Source organism: Pseudomonas nitroreducens NBRC 12694, from assembly GCF_002091755.1.
GTDB lineage: Bacteria > Pseudomonadota > Gammaproteobacteria > Pseudomonadales > Pseudomonadaceae > Pseudomonas > Pseudomonas nitroreducens.
Window position 1 is genome coordinate 190,538 of the sequence record NZ_BDAI01000005.1, and the last position, 15,242, is coordinate 205,779.

General features: G+C 66.1%; 14 protein-coding genes. 5 read left to right on the forward strand and 9 right to left on the reverse strand.

Features of this window, described 5'->3' with window-relative positions:
* Nucleotides 1–71 precede the first annotated feature (71 nt).
* From PNI01S_RS15760 to fdnG, 8 genes are all read right to left on the reverse strand, one after another.
* The gene (locus PNI01S_RS15760) at nt 72–374 is read right to left on the reverse strand and encodes a type II toxin-antitoxin system RelE/ParE family toxin (RefSeq protein ID WP_084358567.1); all 303 of its coding nucleotides are present in this window, start codon (nt 372–374) and stop codon (nt 72–74) included.
* Nucleotides 371–649: an antitoxin of toxin-antitoxin stability system gene (locus tag PNI01S_RS15765; RefSeq protein ID WP_084358568.1), complete on the reverse strand. Its 279-nt coding sequence runs from the start codon at nt 647–649 to the stop codon at nt 371–373. Before PNI01S_RS15765 ends, PNI01S_RS15760 begins: the two co-directional genes overlap by 4 nt.
* Nucleotides 650–748: 99 nt before the next feature.
* The gene (gene selB / locus PNI01S_RS15770; RefSeq protein ID WP_084358569.1) at nt 749–2,671 is read right to left on the reverse strand and encodes a selenocysteine-specific translation elongation factor; all 1,923 of its coding nucleotides are present in this window, start codon (nt 2,669–2,671) and stop codon (nt 749–751) included.
* The gene (gene selA / locus PNI01S_RS15775; protein WP_084358570.1) at nt 2,668–4,074 is read right to left on the reverse strand and encodes an L-seryl-tRNA(Sec) selenium transferase; all 1,407 of its coding nucleotides are present in this window, start codon (nt 4,072–4,074) and stop codon (nt 2,668–2,670) included. The genes selB and selA overlap by 4 nt, the downstream gene beginning before the upstream one ends.
* Before the next feature lie 86 nt (nt 4,075–4,160).
* A complete protein-coding gene (fdhE, locus tag PNI01S_RS15780; RefSeq protein WP_084358571.1) occupies nt 4,161–5,093 on the reverse strand; it encodes a formate dehydrogenase accessory protein FdhE in 933 nt (310 codons plus the stop codon).
* Between the two features lie 126 nt (nt 5,094–5,219).
* Nucleotides 5,220–5,846, reverse strand: a complete 627-nt coding sequence (locus PNI01S_RS15785) for a formate dehydrogenase subunit gamma (RefSeq protein ID WP_024766181.1) — start codon at nt 5,844–5,846, stop codon at nt 5,220–5,222.
* Between the two features lie 57 nt (nt 5,847–5,903).
* The gene (fdxH, locus tag PNI01S_RS15790; RefSeq protein WP_084358572.1) at nt 5,904–6,836 is read right to left on the reverse strand and encodes a formate dehydrogenase subunit beta; all 933 of its coding nucleotides are present in this window, start codon (nt 6,834–6,836) and stop codon (nt 5,904–5,906) included.
* A gap of 8 nt (nt 6,837–6,844) precedes the next feature.
* Complete coding sequence (gene fdnG, locus PNI01S_RS15795; RefSeq protein WP_089285834.1) at nt 6,845–9,922, reverse strand: formate dehydrogenase-N subunit alpha; 3,078 nt, start codon at nt 9,920–9,922, stop codon at nt 6,845–6,847.
* Between the two features lie 520 nt (nt 9,923–10,442).
* Here fdnG and PNI01S_RS15805 point away from each other — a divergent pair.
* A complete protein-coding gene (locus tag PNI01S_RS15805; protein ID WP_089285835.1) occupies nt 10,443–12,479 on the forward strand; it encodes an FAD-dependent oxidoreductase in 2,037 nt (678 codons plus the stop codon).
* Between the two features lie 90 nt (nt 12,480–12,569).
* Here the strand turns inward: PNI01S_RS15805 and PNI01S_RS15810 are convergent, their stop codons facing one another.
* Nucleotides 12,570–12,971 carry an SRPBCC family protein gene (locus PNI01S_RS15810; RefSeq protein WP_084358674.1) on the reverse strand — a complete coding sequence of 134 codons (402 nt, stop codon included), beginning with the start codon at nt 12,969–12,971 and terminating at the stop codon, nt 12,570–12,572.
* A gap of 126 nt (nt 12,972–13,097) precedes the next feature.
* Here PNI01S_RS15810 and PNI01S_RS15815 point away from each other — a divergent pair, with 126 nt between their 5' ends.
* From PNI01S_RS15815 to PNI01S_RS15830, 4 genes are all read left to right on the forward strand, one after another.
* Nucleotides 13,098–13,547, forward strand: a complete 450-nt coding sequence (locus PNI01S_RS15815; RefSeq protein ID WP_024766173.1) for a DMT family transporter — start codon at nt 13,098–13,100, stop codon at nt 13,545–13,547.
* 76 nt (nt 13,548–13,623) lie between these two features.
* Nucleotides 13,624–14,205 carry an NUDIX hydrolase gene (locus tag PNI01S_RS15820; protein WP_084358575.1) on the forward strand — a complete coding sequence of 194 codons (582 nt, stop codon included), beginning with the start codon at nt 13,624–13,626 and terminating at the stop codon, nt 14,203–14,205.
* On the forward strand, nt 14,202–14,741 hold the full coding sequence (gene idi / locus PNI01S_RS15825; RefSeq protein WP_084358576.1) for an isopentenyl-diphosphate Delta-isomerase: 540 nt from the start codon (nt 14,202–14,204) through the stop codon (nt 14,739–14,741). Before PNI01S_RS15820 ends, idi begins: the two co-directional genes overlap by 4 nt.
* Before the next feature lie 82 nt (nt 14,742–14,823).
* On the forward strand, nt 14,824–15,225 hold the full coding sequence (locus PNI01S_RS15830) for a YkgJ family cysteine cluster protein (RefSeq protein ID WP_084358577.1): 402 nt from the start codon (nt 14,824–14,826) through the stop codon (nt 15,223–15,225).
* Nucleotides 15,226–15,242: the final 17 nt, after the last annotated feature.

The following is a 15,242-nucleotide window of genomic DNA, read 5'->3' on the forward strand; positions in this document are numbered from 1 at the left end:
GGACGCGGGGATAGAGTGTTCAGAAGGCCTCTTCGGCGGTACCAAACAAGCATTGGCGCTAACCGCGCGGCTCACTGTTGATGGCGTCGATCCTCGCTCAATGGAGGCCACATCCTGGATGTGTGCACCAGTGCGAGAACCCACAGAGCGTCGGCCTCGATCTGATAGACGAGCCGGTAGCTCTCATGGGGAATCAGCTCACGCGTGCCGGGAATTCGGCCGGGCTTGCCCATCATCGGGAAGCTCCTGAGCCTGGCGGCGGTAGTGCTGAAAAGGATGTCCAACTGCGCGGCAGCGCCTGGGTTCTCGGAGGCAAGGTATTCCCAGATATCGAGACGATCCTGCTGGGCATCCCGCGTCCAGAAGACCTTCATTTACGCTGGGTTGCCCTTGATCGAAGCGCCGCAAATACCGCCTCGACTTCTTCGTCCGAACGCCCGTCTCCCACAGCCATCGAAGCACGCCCCGCCTCGACCTTGGCCTGCAGATACTCCTCGTAGTCTTGAGCCTGGCGCTGCTGGCGTATGAAATCCCGCATCAGTTCGCGCATGACCTGAGACGCAGGGCGATGAGCCGCCTCGGCGGCGGCCATGAACTCGGCGCGCAACTCGGGTTCGAGCTTCATGGTGAATACGGCTTCTTTGCTCATGGGGGAATTACCTGGTGATGAAAAAGTATATACCTCGTATATACCCACCTCACTGTAGGCGATCCCCCCTGTTCAGCGGAATCCGCTTCCGACCAATAGTCAGGAATTGTCGTCGGACGTGCCCTGCGCCAGCGCCGAATCCTCCCTGATCCGTCGCTCATTGCCGAAGCGCCGGGTGAAGCCGATGCGGTCGAAGTACTCCAGCAACTGGATACAGCGCTTGCGGCCGATGCCGATGCGGTCGCGGAAGGCGGCGGCGCGGATGATGCCGGCTTCGTCGCGCAGTTGCAGGGCGTGGCCAGCGAGTTGGCGCAGGGCCTGTTCGGGGTAGAACAGGTCCTTCACCACCTGGTGCAGCTGGCCCAGGCGGGCGAGCTTGCGCAATAGCAGGCGCACGTCGGCCTCCTCTTCCCCCAGTTCCCGCGCCAGGTCGCGTACCCAGGGCGGGTCGAAGGAGCCCGCCAGCAACAAGGGCCAGAGGCGTTCACGCAGCTTCTCGTCCGCCTCGACCAGTTGTACCCGGTGATCCGGCAAGTGCAGCCAGGGACCGCTGCTGGCAACCTGCCCGGTCGCCAGCAGGCTTTCCAGCAGGGCGATGAAGACCGGCCGTTCCAGCGAAGAGAAAGCGTAGCGGCGCAAGCGATCACGGTCGGGGCCGAGTTCGTCGGGGGCTTCGGCGTGAAAGCGTTGCAGGGCATCGAGCAGTTGCTGCTGCAGCGCGGACCAGCGCTCGGCGGCGAACAGCCGAGCGCCAAGCCGCGTGTTGATCTCGGCCAGTGCGGAGGGCAGTTGCCAGCCCTCGCGCGGGCGATTGAACTGGCGCGCCAAGAGCGCCGGATCGAGGCCATTGCCGGCGTGCGCCAGCAGGGTCGGCAAGGCACCTTCGAGGCTGTCGCCTTGCAGCGCGCGCAACTGTTCCAGGCGCTCCGGGCTGCGCCGGTTGCGCGCCGGGGCAAACGGGTCGAGCACGCGGCCGCCGCCAAGGGTGCGTTGCGCGGACTGGTCACGCAGCACCAGGTGGTCGCCGTGCACGGCATGGCTGGGCGCATTCAGCACCAGTTGCGCGAAGGCACGTTCGCCAGGCTGCAGCCGCTCGCCTTCCAGTAGTGCGACACGGCCGGTGACGTCCTGCGCACCAAGGTGGACATGCACTGGCGTCCAGTGTGCAAAGGCACGGCTCTCGCTGGGCAGCAACTGCAGGTCAATATCGATGCGCGTAGTGGGTGCGTGAAGCTCCGGGGCGATCAGCCAGTCGCCGCGGTGGATCTTGTCGAGGCTCAGCCGCTCGCCGGCGATATTCACCGCCACCCGCTGGCCGGCGTGGGCCTGCTGCGCTTCGCGGTTCTGTGCATGCAGGCCACGCACGCGAACGCGGCGGCCGGCAGTGCCCAGCAACAGCTCATCGCCGACCTGAACGCTGCCGGCGAAGGCCGTTCCGGTGACGACGATGCCCGCTCCACTGACGCTGAACGCGCGATCCACCGCTAGGCGGAATCCACCGTTCGCCGTCAGCTCGCGAGTCTCGCGGGCCGCCTCGCGAAGAGCGTCGCGCAGGATGTCGATGCCCTCGCCATTGACGCTGGAAACCGCAATGACCGGTGCACCGGCAAAGGGCCCGGCGGCCAGCAGTTCGTGCAGATCGTCCGTGACCTGCTCTACCCGCTCGGACAGCACGCGGTCGGCCTTGGTCAGCGCAACGATGGCGCGGCGTATCCCGAGCAGTTCGACAATGGCCAGGTGCTCGCGGGTCTGCGGCATCACGCCGTCGTCGGCGGCGACCACCAGCAACACCAGGTCGATGCCGCTGGCGCCGGCGAGCATGTTGTGGACGAAGCGCTCGTGCCCCGGCACATCGATAAAGCCGGTCAACGCACCGTCGCCGAGCTCTGCGTAGACATAGCCCAGGTCGATGGTGATGCCGCGCTCGCGCTCGGCCGGGCGGCGGTCGCCTTCGACGCCGGTGAGGGCGCGCAGTAGGGACGTCTTGCCGTGGTCGATGTGCCCGGCGGTGCCGACGATCACGCCTCGCCCTCGGCCAGCATCGGCAGTTGCGCGACGAAACCGGGCTCGTCGTCGAGCTGACGCAGGTCGAGCCATAGCGCGTCGTCGTCGATGCGGCCGAGCACCGGGATGGGCAGGCAGCGCAGGCGCTCTTCGAGGTCGAGCAATGCGCGGCCACGCTGACGCTTGGGCTGGTTCGGTCGCAGGCACAATGCAGCGCTGGGCAGCCGCGCAACCGGCTGCGCGCCGCTGCCGATCATGCCCAGGGCATCCACGGCGCTGACGCTCCAGCGATCGCCAAGCAGCGCAGCGAAGGCCGGCGCAAGTCGTTGCGCCTGGGTGCGGATATCGGCCTGCGGCCGGCTGAGCAAGCGCAGGCTGGTAAGGCGCTCGGCGAGGCGGTCGGGGTCGCGGTAGAGATTGAGCACGGCCTCCAGCGCGGCGAGGGTCAGCTTGTCCACGCGCAAGGCACGCTTGAGCGGGTTCTTCTTGATCCGTCCGATCAGTTCCTTGCTGCCGAGTATCAGCCCGGCCTGTGGACCGCCGAGCAGTTTGTCGCCACTGAAGGTGACGATGTCGGCGCCGTCGCGCAGGGCTTCCTGCACGGTTGGCTCCTTTGGCAGCCCCCAGCGGGTGAGGTCGACCAGGGTGCCGCTGCCCAGATCCTCCAGCAGCGGCAAGCCATGGGCGTGGGCGATCTGTGCCAGTTGCGGCGTCGGCACGCTGGCAGTGAAGCCCTGCACGCTGTAGTTGCTGGTGTGCACGCGCATCAGCAGCCCGGAGCGCGGGCCGATGACGGCTTCGTAATCCTTGGCGTGGGTGCGGTTGGTGGTGCCGACCTCGACCAGCTTCACCCCGGCGCGGGACATGATGTCGGGGATGCGGAAGGCGCCCCCGATCTCGATCAGCTCGCCACGGGAAATGATCCCCTCCTTGCGCGCGCCCAGGCTGTTGAGCGCCAGCAGCACGGCGGCGGCGTTGTTGTTGACCACGGTGACGGCCTCGGCGCCGGTGAGCTCGCGGATCAGCCCGGTGATGAGGTCGTCGCGGTCGCCACGCTTGCCGGTGGCGAGGTCGAATTCGAGGTTGAGCGGGTAGCGCGCCGCCATCGTGATGGCTTCGATGGCCTCCGCCGGCAACAGCGCGCGGCCGAGGTTGGTGTGCAGCACGGTACCGGTGAGGTTGAACACCCGGCGCACGCGGCTGGCGTGGTGCGCGGCGAGGCGTTCGCCGGCGCGGCCAGCGAGCACGGACTCTTCCAGCTCGACTGCTGCCAGTTGGCCATGGCGCGCGGGGTCACGCAGCTCGTCTAGCAGGTCGCGCAGGGTCTTGAGCAGGGCCTCACGGCCATAGCGTTGCTGCAGCGGCTGGCAGGCCGGGCTGCGCAGCAGGCGGTCGATGGAAGGCAGGCGTACCGAGGTCATGGACGAACCTTAATGCGGAGTCGATGGCTGGAGTCAGTGTAGGGCGGATAACGCGTGCCGCGTTATGCGCCCTACGAAGAGCAGATTCAGCCACCGCCACCCGGCGCCAGCAGCAGGTTTGGCGCGCTGCGCAAATAGCCGTCCTCGGCGAGGCGAATGTCCAGGGCGAGGCTGGCCAGGTCGTCCGCCTGGGGTTCCGCGTGCTTGTCGTGCTGCAGGTAGAACTGCTTGAGGTAGGACTGGCAGCCAGGGCAGGTTTCGGCCTTGAGCGGCGCCTGGTCGCTGGCCACGCCTTCGCGCTGCAATGAGTAGTAGGCCAGCCCCTTGCTCTCGGCGCAGTGGCTGCACTTCACGCGCACGTAGTGCCATTCGCAGGAGCACAGCGAGCAGGCCAGATAACGCAGCCCGGCGTGCTTGCCCTGGTGGCGGATCATCCCGGCCACCGGCGGCGCGCCGCAGGCCGGGCAGAGGGCCTGGCTGTCGGATTCCACCAGGGTGTCTTCCGGCAGTTGCAGCAGCCACTGGCTGAAGGCGACCTGCAGTACGGCGCCGAGGAAGGGCACCAGGGCTGGCGGCAGCAGGTCGAACTGGCCGTTGAGCAGGCCCAGTGCCCAGGCCTTGCGCTGGCCGGAGTCGGCGTTGCGCAGTGTCTTCAGCGCCTCGACCACGGCCGGGTTGGCGGTGAGCTCATAGGCATCGAGGAAAGCATCCAGCAGCGGCAGCCAGGCACCTTCGCGCACCAGGACTTCGTAGGCCAGCGGCGGCATGCGGTGTTCCTGGCTGCGGGCCAGCGCGGCGGCATCCGGCGTGGGCAGGAACAGCTTGCGGTCCAGCAGCACCTGCTGAGCGTCGCAGACCCCGGCAATCAGCTCCAGGTAGCCCTGCAGCGGATTATCCGGTGCCAGTTCGCGCAGGCGTGCGGCGCGGCGGGAGAACAGGTCTTGGAGAGGGAGATTGAACAGCGGCGGGATGTTTGCGGCAGCTTCGATCTGCCCGGGTTCAAGAATTCGGCCTGACACGCAGGACTCCTTGTTGGGTTCGGAGCGGGGCCTGAATAGCCCCTCTCCCTAGCCCTCTCCCGGAAGAGAGAGGGGATGGTTCGTGCCGGCGAGTGCACTGGCCTCAGCCGGCGATTACGTCGAGGGTCAGTGGCCCTTGCCCTTGTCCACGTCCTTGAGCCAGGCAGCGTGGTGCTTGCGCGCCCAGCCGCGGCTGACCCAGCCGTAGAGCATGGCGCCCATCGAACCCTTCACCCAGAGGCCGGCGTAGATGTGCACCAGGATGCTGCAGATGAGTACGAAGGCGGCGAAGGCATGCAGCAGCGAGGCGATGCGGATGATGTCGATGCCGAAGAAGTGGCTGAAGTACGCCCGCCACATCACGAAGCCGGTCACCAGCAGCACCAGCATGCACAGCAGCAGGGTCCAGAACAGCAGCTTCTGCCCGGCGTTGTAGCGCCCGACCTCGGGGAGGTTCTCCTCGCGGTTGGTCACCACGTCGCGCCATTGTTTCAGCCACTGTACATCGCGCTTTTCCACCAGGTTGTGGTGGGCAAAGCGGATCACCAGGCCGAGGAAGAACAGGAACATCGCCACCCCGAGGAAGGGATGGAGAATGCGCGTCCACGGCCCGCCGCCGAACAGGTTGGTCAACCAGAACATGGCCGGATGGAACAGCGCCAACCCCGAGAGGCCGGCGAGGAAGAACAGAATGGCCACCATCCAGTGGTTGCTCCGTTCGTTGGCGTTGTAACGCTGGATATCTTTTTTCATGTCGTCGGGCTCCTTGCTGCCCTTTTCCGCCCACCCCGCGAGGAGGGCGGACGTCAGTCAGCGGGGATCGCGCGGATCATAGTCATGCACCGATGGGTCGACCTTGTGCACCGGCGCCTGCGGGTCGGGGCCGTCTTCCTCGTCCTCCTCGACCCGGTTGGGGCCGATGCGGGTGTAGTGGAAGAACCCGGCCAGCACCACGCCGGCCATGGCCAGCAGGCCCAGCGGCTTGGTCAGGCCTTTCCACAGGCTTACCAGCGGGCTGATCGCCGGTTTGTCGGGCAACCCGGCATACAGCGACGGCTGGTCGGCATGGTGCAGCACGTACATCACGTGCGTGCCGCCGACGCCTTCGGGGTCATACAGACCCGCGTGCTCGAAGCCACGGGACTTCAGGTCGACGATGCGCTCGGCAGCGTGTTCCTTCATGTCCTCCTTGGTACCGAAGACGATGGCGCCGGTCGGACAGGTCTTCACGCAGGCCGGCTCCATGCCCACGGCCACGCGGTCGGAACACAGGGTGCACTTGTACGCCTTGTGGTCCTTCTGCGAGATCCGCGGGATGTTGAACGGGCAGCCGGTGATGCAGTAGCCGCAGCCGATGCAGTGGTCCTGGTTGAAGTCGACGATGCCGTTGGCGTACTTCACGATCGCCCCGGGGCTCGGGCAGGCCTTCAGGCAACCCGGCTCCTCGCAATGCATGCAGCCGTCCTTGCGGATCAGCCACTCGAGGTTGCCGTTGGGGTTCTCGTGCTCGGTGAAGCGCATGACCGTCCAGGACTGGTCCGTCAGGTCGATCGGGTTGTCGTAGGTGCCGTGGTTGTGGCCCACCTCGTCGCGCAGCTCGTTCCATTCCGAGCAGGCGACCTGGCAGGCCTTGCAACCGATGCACTTGGACACGTCGATCAGCTTGGCCACTTCCTCCTCGTGCCGCACCGAGGGCGACGGCAAGGTGGTGGCGGAGCGGGCGTAGATGTCTTGGCTACTCATGGGTCACCTCACGCCTTTTCCACGTTGACGAGGAAGGACTTGAACTCCGGCGTCTGCGTGTTCCCGTCACCCACGAAGGGGGTCAGGGTGTTGGTCAGGTAGCCGTTGCGCGCCACGCCGGAGAAGCCCCAGTGCAGGGGAATGCCCACATGGTGCACGGTCTGGCCGTTGACCTGCAGCGGACGGATGCGCTTGGTCACCACCGCCACCGCCTTGATGAAGCCGCGGTTGGAGGACACCTTCACGCGGTCGCCGGCCTTGATGCCGATTTCCTTGGCCAACGCCTCGCCGATCTCGACGAACTGCTCCGGCTGGACGATGGCATTCAGGCGGCAATGCTTGGTCCAGAAGTGGAAGTGCTCGGTGAGCCGGTAGGTGGTCGCGGCGTACGGAAATTCCTTCGCCGTGCCGAACAGCTCCATGTCGTTCTTGAACACCCGCGCCGCCGGGCTGCTGATCGCCTGCGGGTTCTTGTGCAGCGGGTTGACGCCGATCGGCGTCTCGAACGGCTCGTAGTGCTCGGGGAACGGGCCCTCGGCCATCTTGTCGACGGCGAAGAAGCGCGCCACGCCTTCGGGGTTCATGATGAACGGGTTCATCCCCGCTTCCGGCGCCGAGTCGGGCTTGAAGTCCGGGATGTCGGTGCCGCCCCAGGCCTTGCCGTTCCACCACACCAGGCGCTTCTTCAGCGGGTCCCACGGCTTGCCGCTGACGTCGGCCGAGGCGCGGTTGTAGAGGATGCGCCGGTTGGCCGGCCACGCCCAGGCCCAGCCCAGGGTCTGGCCCATGGCGTAGGGATCGCTGTTGTCGCGGCGGCCCATCTGGTTGCCCTGCTGCGTCCAGGAGCCGGCGAAGATCCAGCAGCCACTGGCAGTACTGCCGTCGTCACGCAGCAGCGCAAAGCCGGGCAACTGCTCGCCCGCCTTCGCCAGTACCATGCCATTGGCGGGGTCGACGAGGTCGGCCAGTGCCTTGCCGTTGTACTCCTTGGCGATCTCCTCCGGAGTCGGTTCGTCGGGCGTCAGGTACGGCCAGTCCAGGCCCAGGATCGGGTCGGGGAACTTGCCGCCGTCCTTGCGATAGGCTTCGCGCAGGCGATGCAGCAGGCCGCTCATGATGGCGATGTCGGTGCGCGCTTCACCCGGCGGCTCGGCGCCCTTCCAGTGCCATTGCAGCCAGCGGCCGGAGTTGACGATGGAGCCGTCCTCCTCGGCGAAACAACTGGTGGGCAGGCGGAACACCGTGGTCTGGATGGCCTTGGTGTCGACGTCGTTGTGCTCGCCGGCATTGCGCCAGAACTCGGAAGTTTCGGTGGCCAGCGGGTCCATCACCACCATCCACTTCAGCTTGGCCAGCGCAGCGCTGACTTTGGCCTTGTTGGGGAACGAGGCGATGGGATTGAAGCCCTGGCAGAAGTAACCGTTGACCTTGCCCTGGTACATCATGTCGAAGTAGCGCAGCACGTCGTAGCCGGCGCCCGGCATGTCCAGCTTGGGCAGCCAGTCGTAGCACCAGTTGTTCTCGGCGGTGGCGGATTTGCCGAACCAGGATTTCATCAGGCTGACGTGGAACTTGGGATAGTTCTGCCAGTAGGACAACTGCCCCGGACGCAGGGGTTTGCTGGTGCGTTTGGCGAGGTAGGCGTTGAAATCCTGCTCAGCGTCGCCAGCCAGGGTCAGGTAGCCGGGCAGCGAGTTGGACAGCAGCCCCAGGTCGGTCAGGCCCTGGATGTTGGAGTGACCGCGCAGGGCGTTCATCCCGCCGCCGGGCATGCCGATGTTGCCCAGCAGCAGTTGGACCATCGCGCCGGTACGGATCATCTGCGCGCCCACCGAGTGCTGGGTCCAGCCCAGGGCGTACATGATGGTCATCACCTTGCCCGGTGCGGCGGTGGTGGAAATCTCCTCCCACACCTTGAGCATCATGTCCTTGGGCGTGCCACAGATGTTGCTCACCACATCCGGCGTATAGCGGCTGTAGTGCTGCTTCATCAGGTTGAACACGCAGCGCGGATGCGTCAGGGTCGGGTCGACCTTGGCGAAGCCGTCCTCACCCAGCTCGTACTGCCAGGAGGACTTGTCCGGGTAGGTGCGCTTCTCGGCGTCATAGCCGTTGAACAGACCGTCGTCGAAGCCGAAGCCTTCCTTCACGATGAAGGAGACGTCGGTGTAGTTGTGCACGTACTCCTTCTGGTACCTGTCGTTTTCCAGCAGGAAATTGATCAGGCCACCGAGGAAGGCGATGTCCGTGCCGGTACGGATCGGCGCGTAGTAGTCGGCCACCGAAGCGGAACGGGTGAATCTTGGGTCGACCACCAGCAGGCGCGCCTTGTTGTGCGCCTTGGCTTCGGTCACCCACTTGAAGCCGCACGGATGCGCTTCAGCGGCGTTGCCGCCCATGATCAGAATCAGATCGGCATTCTTGATGTCGGTCCAATGGTTGGTCATGGCGCCACGGCCAAACGTCGGGGCAAGACTTGCCACCGTCGGGCCGTGTCAGACACGCGCTTGGTTGTCGAACGCCAGCAGTCCCAGGGAACGCATCACCTTGTGGGTGATGTAGCCCGCTTCGTTGGAAGACGCCGACGCGGCCAGGAAGCCGGTGGTCAGCCAGCGGTTCACCGTCTGGCCCTGGGCGTTCTTCTCGATGAAGTTGGCGTCACGATCTTCCTTCACCAGTTTGGCGATGCGGTCCAGCGCCTCGTCCCAGCCGATGCGCTTCCACTCGCTCGAACCCGCTTCGCGAATCTGCGGGTACTTCAGGCGATTGGGGCTGTGGACGAAATCGAGCAGGCCGGCGCCCTTTGGGCAAAGCGTGCCGCGGTTGACCGGGTGATCGGAATCACCCTCGATGTGGATGATGTTCTGCGAGACGTTCTTCGCCGCATCACCCTGGCTATACATGAGGATGCCGCAGCCTACCGAGCAGTACGGGCAGGTGTTGCGGGTCTCGACGGTGCGCGCAAGCTTGAAATGGCGGATCTGGTCGGCGAATGCATCCGGGGGTGCCATCCCGAGTGCCGCCAGGCTCGATCCTCCAAGGCCCACGGCGCAGACCTTGAAAAATTGCCGACGGTTCATATCCATCGTGCGTCTCCTGATCAGGCAGCGTACGTCCGGTGCATGGCCGGACCCTTGCTGCTTAAAAGATAGCCAAGCGGACGCAATGCGCCAGCTTTGAGCGGGGCAGACCATGCACGCGGAGACTTTGCGGCGCATTGACGCGCGTCAGTGCGTCACTCAGAACGGACTGGCGAGTACCCCTAAATGGGCAACGGGCGGGTAGGCGCAGGAGATAGAGGCCCCATCGAAACGACAGGCGGACTGCGCGCGATCCGGCTGGAGGGTTTCGTGCAGTCCGAGCAGGGCCACACCGATGAGGGCAGCGAGCAGGTAATGGCGCGCATGTCTTGTTCTTATCGCTTTCATGACGACCTCCGTCACTTCAGCCAGCGTTCGGGGCACGAAGCCCTGCCATGGGACAAGTCTGGAACCTGTGGCCAGTCTGTCAAATCGAAACGCTTGACCGAAATGCCCGAACGGAACGGCAGCCGGGCCGTTAACCGACCCACCGCCGGCCCATTAGGGTGGCAGGACCTGATTGCCCATGAGTGCTTCCATGCCGTCCGCCGCCTCGCCTTTTCCTCACCTGCTCGCCCCGCTCGACCTGGGCGCCCTCCAGCTACGCAACCGCGTGGTGATGGGCTCGATGCATACCGGGCTGGAAGATCGCCTCTGGGACTTCGGCAAGCTCGCCGCCTACTATCGAGAGCGCGCGCGCGGCGGCGTCGGTCTGATCATCACTGGCGGCTTCGCCCCCAACCGCGAAGGCTGGCTGCTGCCGCTGGGCAGCAGCCTGACCAGCGGCCTGCAGGTGCCGGCGCACCGCCGCCTGACTCAGGCGGTGCACCGCGAGGGCGGGCGCATCCTCCTGCAGATCCTCCATGCCGGGCGCTACGGTTATCACCCGCTGGTGGTCTCGGCCTCGCCGCTGAAATCGCCGATCAGCTGGTTCGCCCCGCGCGAGCTCTCCGAGCGCGGCATCCTGCGCACCATCGCCGCCTTCGTGCGCTGCGCGAAGCTCGCCCACGCCGCCGGCTACGACGGCGTGGAGATCATGGGCAGCGAGGGCTACCTGCTGAACCAGTTTCTCTGCCCACGCACCAACCAGCGCCAGGACCGCTGGGGTGGCGACCTGGGCAACCGCATGCGCCTGCCGCTGGAGATCGTGCGCCGCACGCGTCGCGCGCTGGGCGAACGCTTCGTCATCAGCTACCGCCTGTCACTGCTCGACCTGGTGGAAGGCGGCAACAACTGGGACGAAGTCCGCACCGTTGCACGAGCCCTCGAAGGCGCGGGGATCGACCTGCTCAACACCGGCGTCGGCTGGCACGAATCGCGGGTGCCGACCATCGTCACCTCGGTGCCGCGCGCCGCCTTCGCCGACGTCACCGCACGCCTGCGCCGTGAGTTGCGCGTGCCGGTGATCGCCAGCAACCGCATCAACACGCCGGAAGTCGCCGAACGCCTGCTCGCGGAGGGCCACGCCGATCTGGTCTCCATGGCCCGTCCGCTGCTGGCCGATCCGCAGTTCGTGGAGAAAGCTGCCGCCGGCCGCGCGGAATCGATCAATACCTGCATCGCCTGCAACCAGGCCTGCCTGGACCACGCCTTTGCCAATCGCCGCGCCAGTTGCCTGGTCAACCCGCGTGCAGCCTTCGAGACCGAACTGCGTTACCGCAAGGCGAGCGTCCACAAACGCATCGCGGTGATCGGCGCGGGACCGGCCGGGTTGTCCGCCGCCTGCGTCGCCGCCGAGCGCGGCCATCGCGTGACGCTGTTCGAGGCTGCCGGGGAGATTGGCGGGCAGTTCAACCTTGCCAAGCGTGTGCCAGGCAAGGAGGAATTCCACGAGACATTGCGCTACTTCGCCGTGCGACTGGGCGAGCTGGGCGTCCAGGTGCAACTGGGCCGGCGTATCCAGCGCGGCGAACTGAGCGGCGAGTACGACGAGGTGATAGTCGCCACCGGCATCCAGCCGCGCACGCCGTCGATCCCGGGCATCGCCCACGCCAAGGTGCTGAGCTACCTCGACGTGCTGCGCGGCGCACCGGTGGGCGCGAAGGTCGCACTGATCGGCGCCGGCGGCATCGGCTTCGACGTCGCCAGCTTCCTGCTGACCGACCGCGATGGGCCGCAACCGCTGGGCGATTGGCTCGGCCAGTGGGGCATCGATCTGGACAATGCCACGGGTGGCGGGCTGATCCCGCCGGTCGCCGCCGCTCCCCGCCGGCAGCTCTGGCTGCTGCAGCGCAAGGCCGGGCAACCGGGGGCCGGGCTGGGCAAGACCAGCGGCTGGGTGCACCGCGCGCACCTCAGGCATCACGGTGTACGAATGCTTGGCGGCGTCGAGTACCTGCGCATCGACGATGACGGCCTGCACATCCGCATCGATGGCGAAGAGCAATGCCTGGCCGCGGACAATGTGGTGATCTGCGCCGGCCAGGAGCCTCTGCTGGAACTGCAACCGACGCTGGCTGCGGAGAACCTGCGCTACCACGTCATCGGCGGCGCCAGCATGGCGCGGGAGCTGGATGCCAAGCGGGCCATCCGCGAGGGCGCGGAGCTGGCGGCAAGGTTGTAACGGCGCACAAGCACGATCGGTTGCATGGTCTGCGCCTGGGATCATGCAGGGCGCATGAAGCGCCGCGTTACGCGTCGCCCAGCGGCAGGCTCAGCCCTCCAGCAACACCTTGATCGCCTGTAGGTCGCGCTCCACCCACTGCGCATCGCGCTCGAAGGTGGCGTCGTCCATCTGCGGCTGGCGCAGCAGGGTCAACTGCAACTCGCAGCCATCGCCATTGGGGATCAGCCGCAGCGGGATATGAATGGCCGGTGCCTGCTCGGGTAGCACGTCGTGGTCCAGCACGCCGAACCCGTTGCGCGGCGAAAAGCGCACGCGCAGGGGCCCCTGGGGTGTCTGCGCCAGCCACAGGTCGCCTTCAAGCGGCGCGATGGCGCTGCACAGCCCGGAAGCCCAGTAAGGAAAGTTATTCGGGTCGGCGAGGAAGTCGTAGGCCGCATCGCGAGTCCGCTCGATGCGGACGCTGAGGACGCGGGAAGCGCGGGTGGCCATGATCGGGACCTCCATCGGGACGGGAGCAATGCTCCGGTCTGGTGCATACTACGCGGCTACATTTCATCGTTCGATCGCAGGACGGCCCTTCGCCGCCCTGCCCGCGAGCCGTTTCCGGAGTTTCCCATGCCTACGCCGCCCTGGTGGATGTTCGTCCTGCCGCTGATCGCCGGCGCCTGCCTGCCGTTGCAGGCGGGCATCAACGGTCAACTGGCCAAGCAAGTGTCCAGCGTACTGGCCGCCGCGCTGATTTCCTTCTTTGTCGGCATGCTCGGCCTGCTCGCGCTGACCCTGGCCAACCGTGAATTCCCCAGCCTCGCAGCGATGCGCGGGATGCCCTGGTGGCAGTGGTGCGGCGGTTTCCTGGGGATGTTCTTCATCTTCATCGCCGCCTTCGCCGCGCCGCGCGTCGGTGCGCTGATGTTCATGGTGCTGGTGCTCGCCGGGCAACTGGGCATGGCGCTGGCCCTGGACCACTTCGGCTGGGCCGGCTTCAAGGAAGCGCCGGTCAGCGCTATGAAGGTCGCCGGCATGGTCGCCATCGCCATCGGTATCTGGATGATCCGCAGGGGCTGAGCGGACCGACGGGCGGGCCCGACAACCAAGCCACACTGGCTATGCTGCTGGGACCCGGACCGTGCCGAGTCACGTCATGGATACACTCCCGCACAGCGACGAGCCGTCCGAATGGCTATTCGGCTCCCGCACCTTCAACCTGCGTCGCGACCGCCTGCGCTGGCCCGGCCGCGACGAGCCGGAAACCGCCCACGTTCTCGAGTACCCGGACTGGGTCAATGCCACGGCGCTGACCCGCGATGGCGAGTTGCTCCTCGTGCGCCAGTACCGCCACGGCGTTCGAGACTGGGTAGTGGAGCTGCCCGGCGGCTGGGTCCAGCCGGACGCCGCCGACCGCGAACATGCCATTCGGCGCGAGCTGCTGGAAGAGACCGGCTATGTGTTCGACCAGGTCGAGCCGTTGCTGTCGCTCTCACCCAACCCCGGCACCCATGACAACCTGCTGCATGCCTTCCTCGCCACAGGGGGGCAACGCGTACGCGAACCGCAGCCGGACGACGACGAGCACATCGTCGTGCTGACGCTGCCGCTGGCGGAGGTGCAGACGCGCCTGCTGGACGGCTCGCTGCTCGACAACGGCCACCTCAGTTGCCTGCTACTGGGCCTGATGCGCCTGGGCCGGCTGCGTTTCGGATTCCCCGAGGGAGATCTTGCATGACGGATATCCAGGTGATTCTGGTCGACGAACACGACAACCCCGTCGGCACACTGGAAAAACTCGAGGCGCACCGACAGGGCCTGCGGCATCGGGCAATCTCGGTCTATCTGTTCAATCCGGCAGGGGAACTGCTGCTGCAACGCCGCGCGCAAGCCAAATACCACTGCGGCGGACTGTGGAGCAACAGTTGCTGCGGTCACCCCTACCCCGACGAAACCGCCCTCGACGCCGCCGAACGCCGGCTGGGCGAGGAGATGGGTGTCCATGTACACCTGCACAAGTTGTTCGAGTTCAGCTACTGCCTGGAGCTGCCCGGCGGCCTCATCGAAAACGAGTACGGGCATATCTTCGCCGCCGTGGACGATCAGCCACCCCACCCCGATCCGGAGGAGGCCGACGATTTTCGTTACATCACCCTGGCCGACCTGGAAGTGGAAATGGCCGCCGCCCCAGACCGCTTCACCCCCTGGTTCCGCCTCTGCTATCCAGCGCTCAACGCCCACCTTCGGGAGCACGGCGGGCTGACGGCACTCTGAGGCCCTTCGTCGAAAGAGCGCGCAATTGCCCTGCCTCGCCACTATGATGCGCACCTTTGCAACGCCCCGCCGAATGCCCCCCATGAGAAAACCACCGCTGATCGCCAACGCTGAACTGGACCGCCTGGAAACCTGGGCCAAGTACACCTCGGGCCTGTGCAAGGACTGCAACGCCACCTGCTGCACCATGCCGGCGGAAGTCAACGTCAACGACCTGATCCGGATCGGCGTCGTCGACGAATTCGAGCGCGACGAGCCGGCAAAGAACATCGCCAAACGCTTGCTGAAGGAAGGCATCGTCGAGCGCTTCAACCAGAAGAGCGGCATCTTCACCCTGACCCGCACCAGCAACGGCGACTGCTACTTACTCGACCGCAAGACCCGCCTCTGCAGTGTCTACGCCAAGCGCCCGGACACCTGTCGCAACCACCCGCAGGTCGGCCCGCGCCCTGGCTACTGCGCCTATCGCAAGAGAACCGGCTGACCTTCGTCCGCTGAAAT

What these genes read in the sequence shown, in the direction of transcription:
- PNI01S_RS15760 (WP_084358567.1), bottom strand. Translation starts at nt 374, where the DNA reads ATGAAGGTCTTCTGGACGCGGGATGCCCAGCAGGATCGTCTCGATATC.
- PNI01S_RS15765 (WP_084358568.1), bottom strand. Translation starts at nt 649, where the DNA reads ATGAGCAAAGAAGCCGTATTCACCATGAAGCTCGAACCCGAGTTGCGC.
- selA (WP_084358570.1), bottom strand. Translation starts at nt 4,074, where the DNA reads ATGACCTCGGTACGCCTGCCTTCCATCGACCGCCTGCTGCGCAGCCCG.
- PNI01S_RS15785 (WP_024766181.1), bottom strand. Translation starts at nt 5,846, where the DNA reads ATGAAAAAAGATATCCAGCGTTACAACGCCAACGAACGGAGCAACCAC.
- fdxH (WP_084358572.1), bottom strand. Translation starts at nt 6,836, where the DNA reads ATGAGTAGCCAAGACATCTACGCCCGCTCCGCCACCACCTTGCCGTCG.
- PNI01S_RS15805 (WP_089285835.1), top strand. Translation starts at nt 10,443, where the DNA reads ATGAGTGCTTCCATGCCGTCCGCCGCCTCGCCTTTTCCTCACCTGCTC.
- PNI01S_RS15810 (WP_084358674.1), bottom strand. Translation starts at nt 12,971, where the DNA reads ATGGCCACCCGCGCTTCCCGCGTCCTCAGCGTCCGCATCGAGCGGACT.
- PNI01S_RS15815 (WP_024766173.1), top strand. Translation starts at nt 13,098, where the DNA reads ATGCCTACGCCGCCCTGGTGGATGTTCGTCCTGCCGCTGATCGCCGGC.
- PNI01S_RS15820 (WP_084358575.1), top strand. Translation starts at nt 13,624, where the DNA reads ATGGATACACTCCCGCACAGCGACGAGCCGTCCGAATGGCTATTCGGC.
- idi (WP_084358576.1), top strand. Translation starts at nt 14,202, where the DNA reads ATGACGGATATCCAGGTGATTCTGGTCGACGAACACGACAACCCCGTC.
- PNI01S_RS15830 (WP_084358577.1), top strand. Translation starts at nt 14,824, where the DNA reads ATGAGAAAACCACCGCTGATCGCCAACGCTGAACTGGACCGCCTGGAA.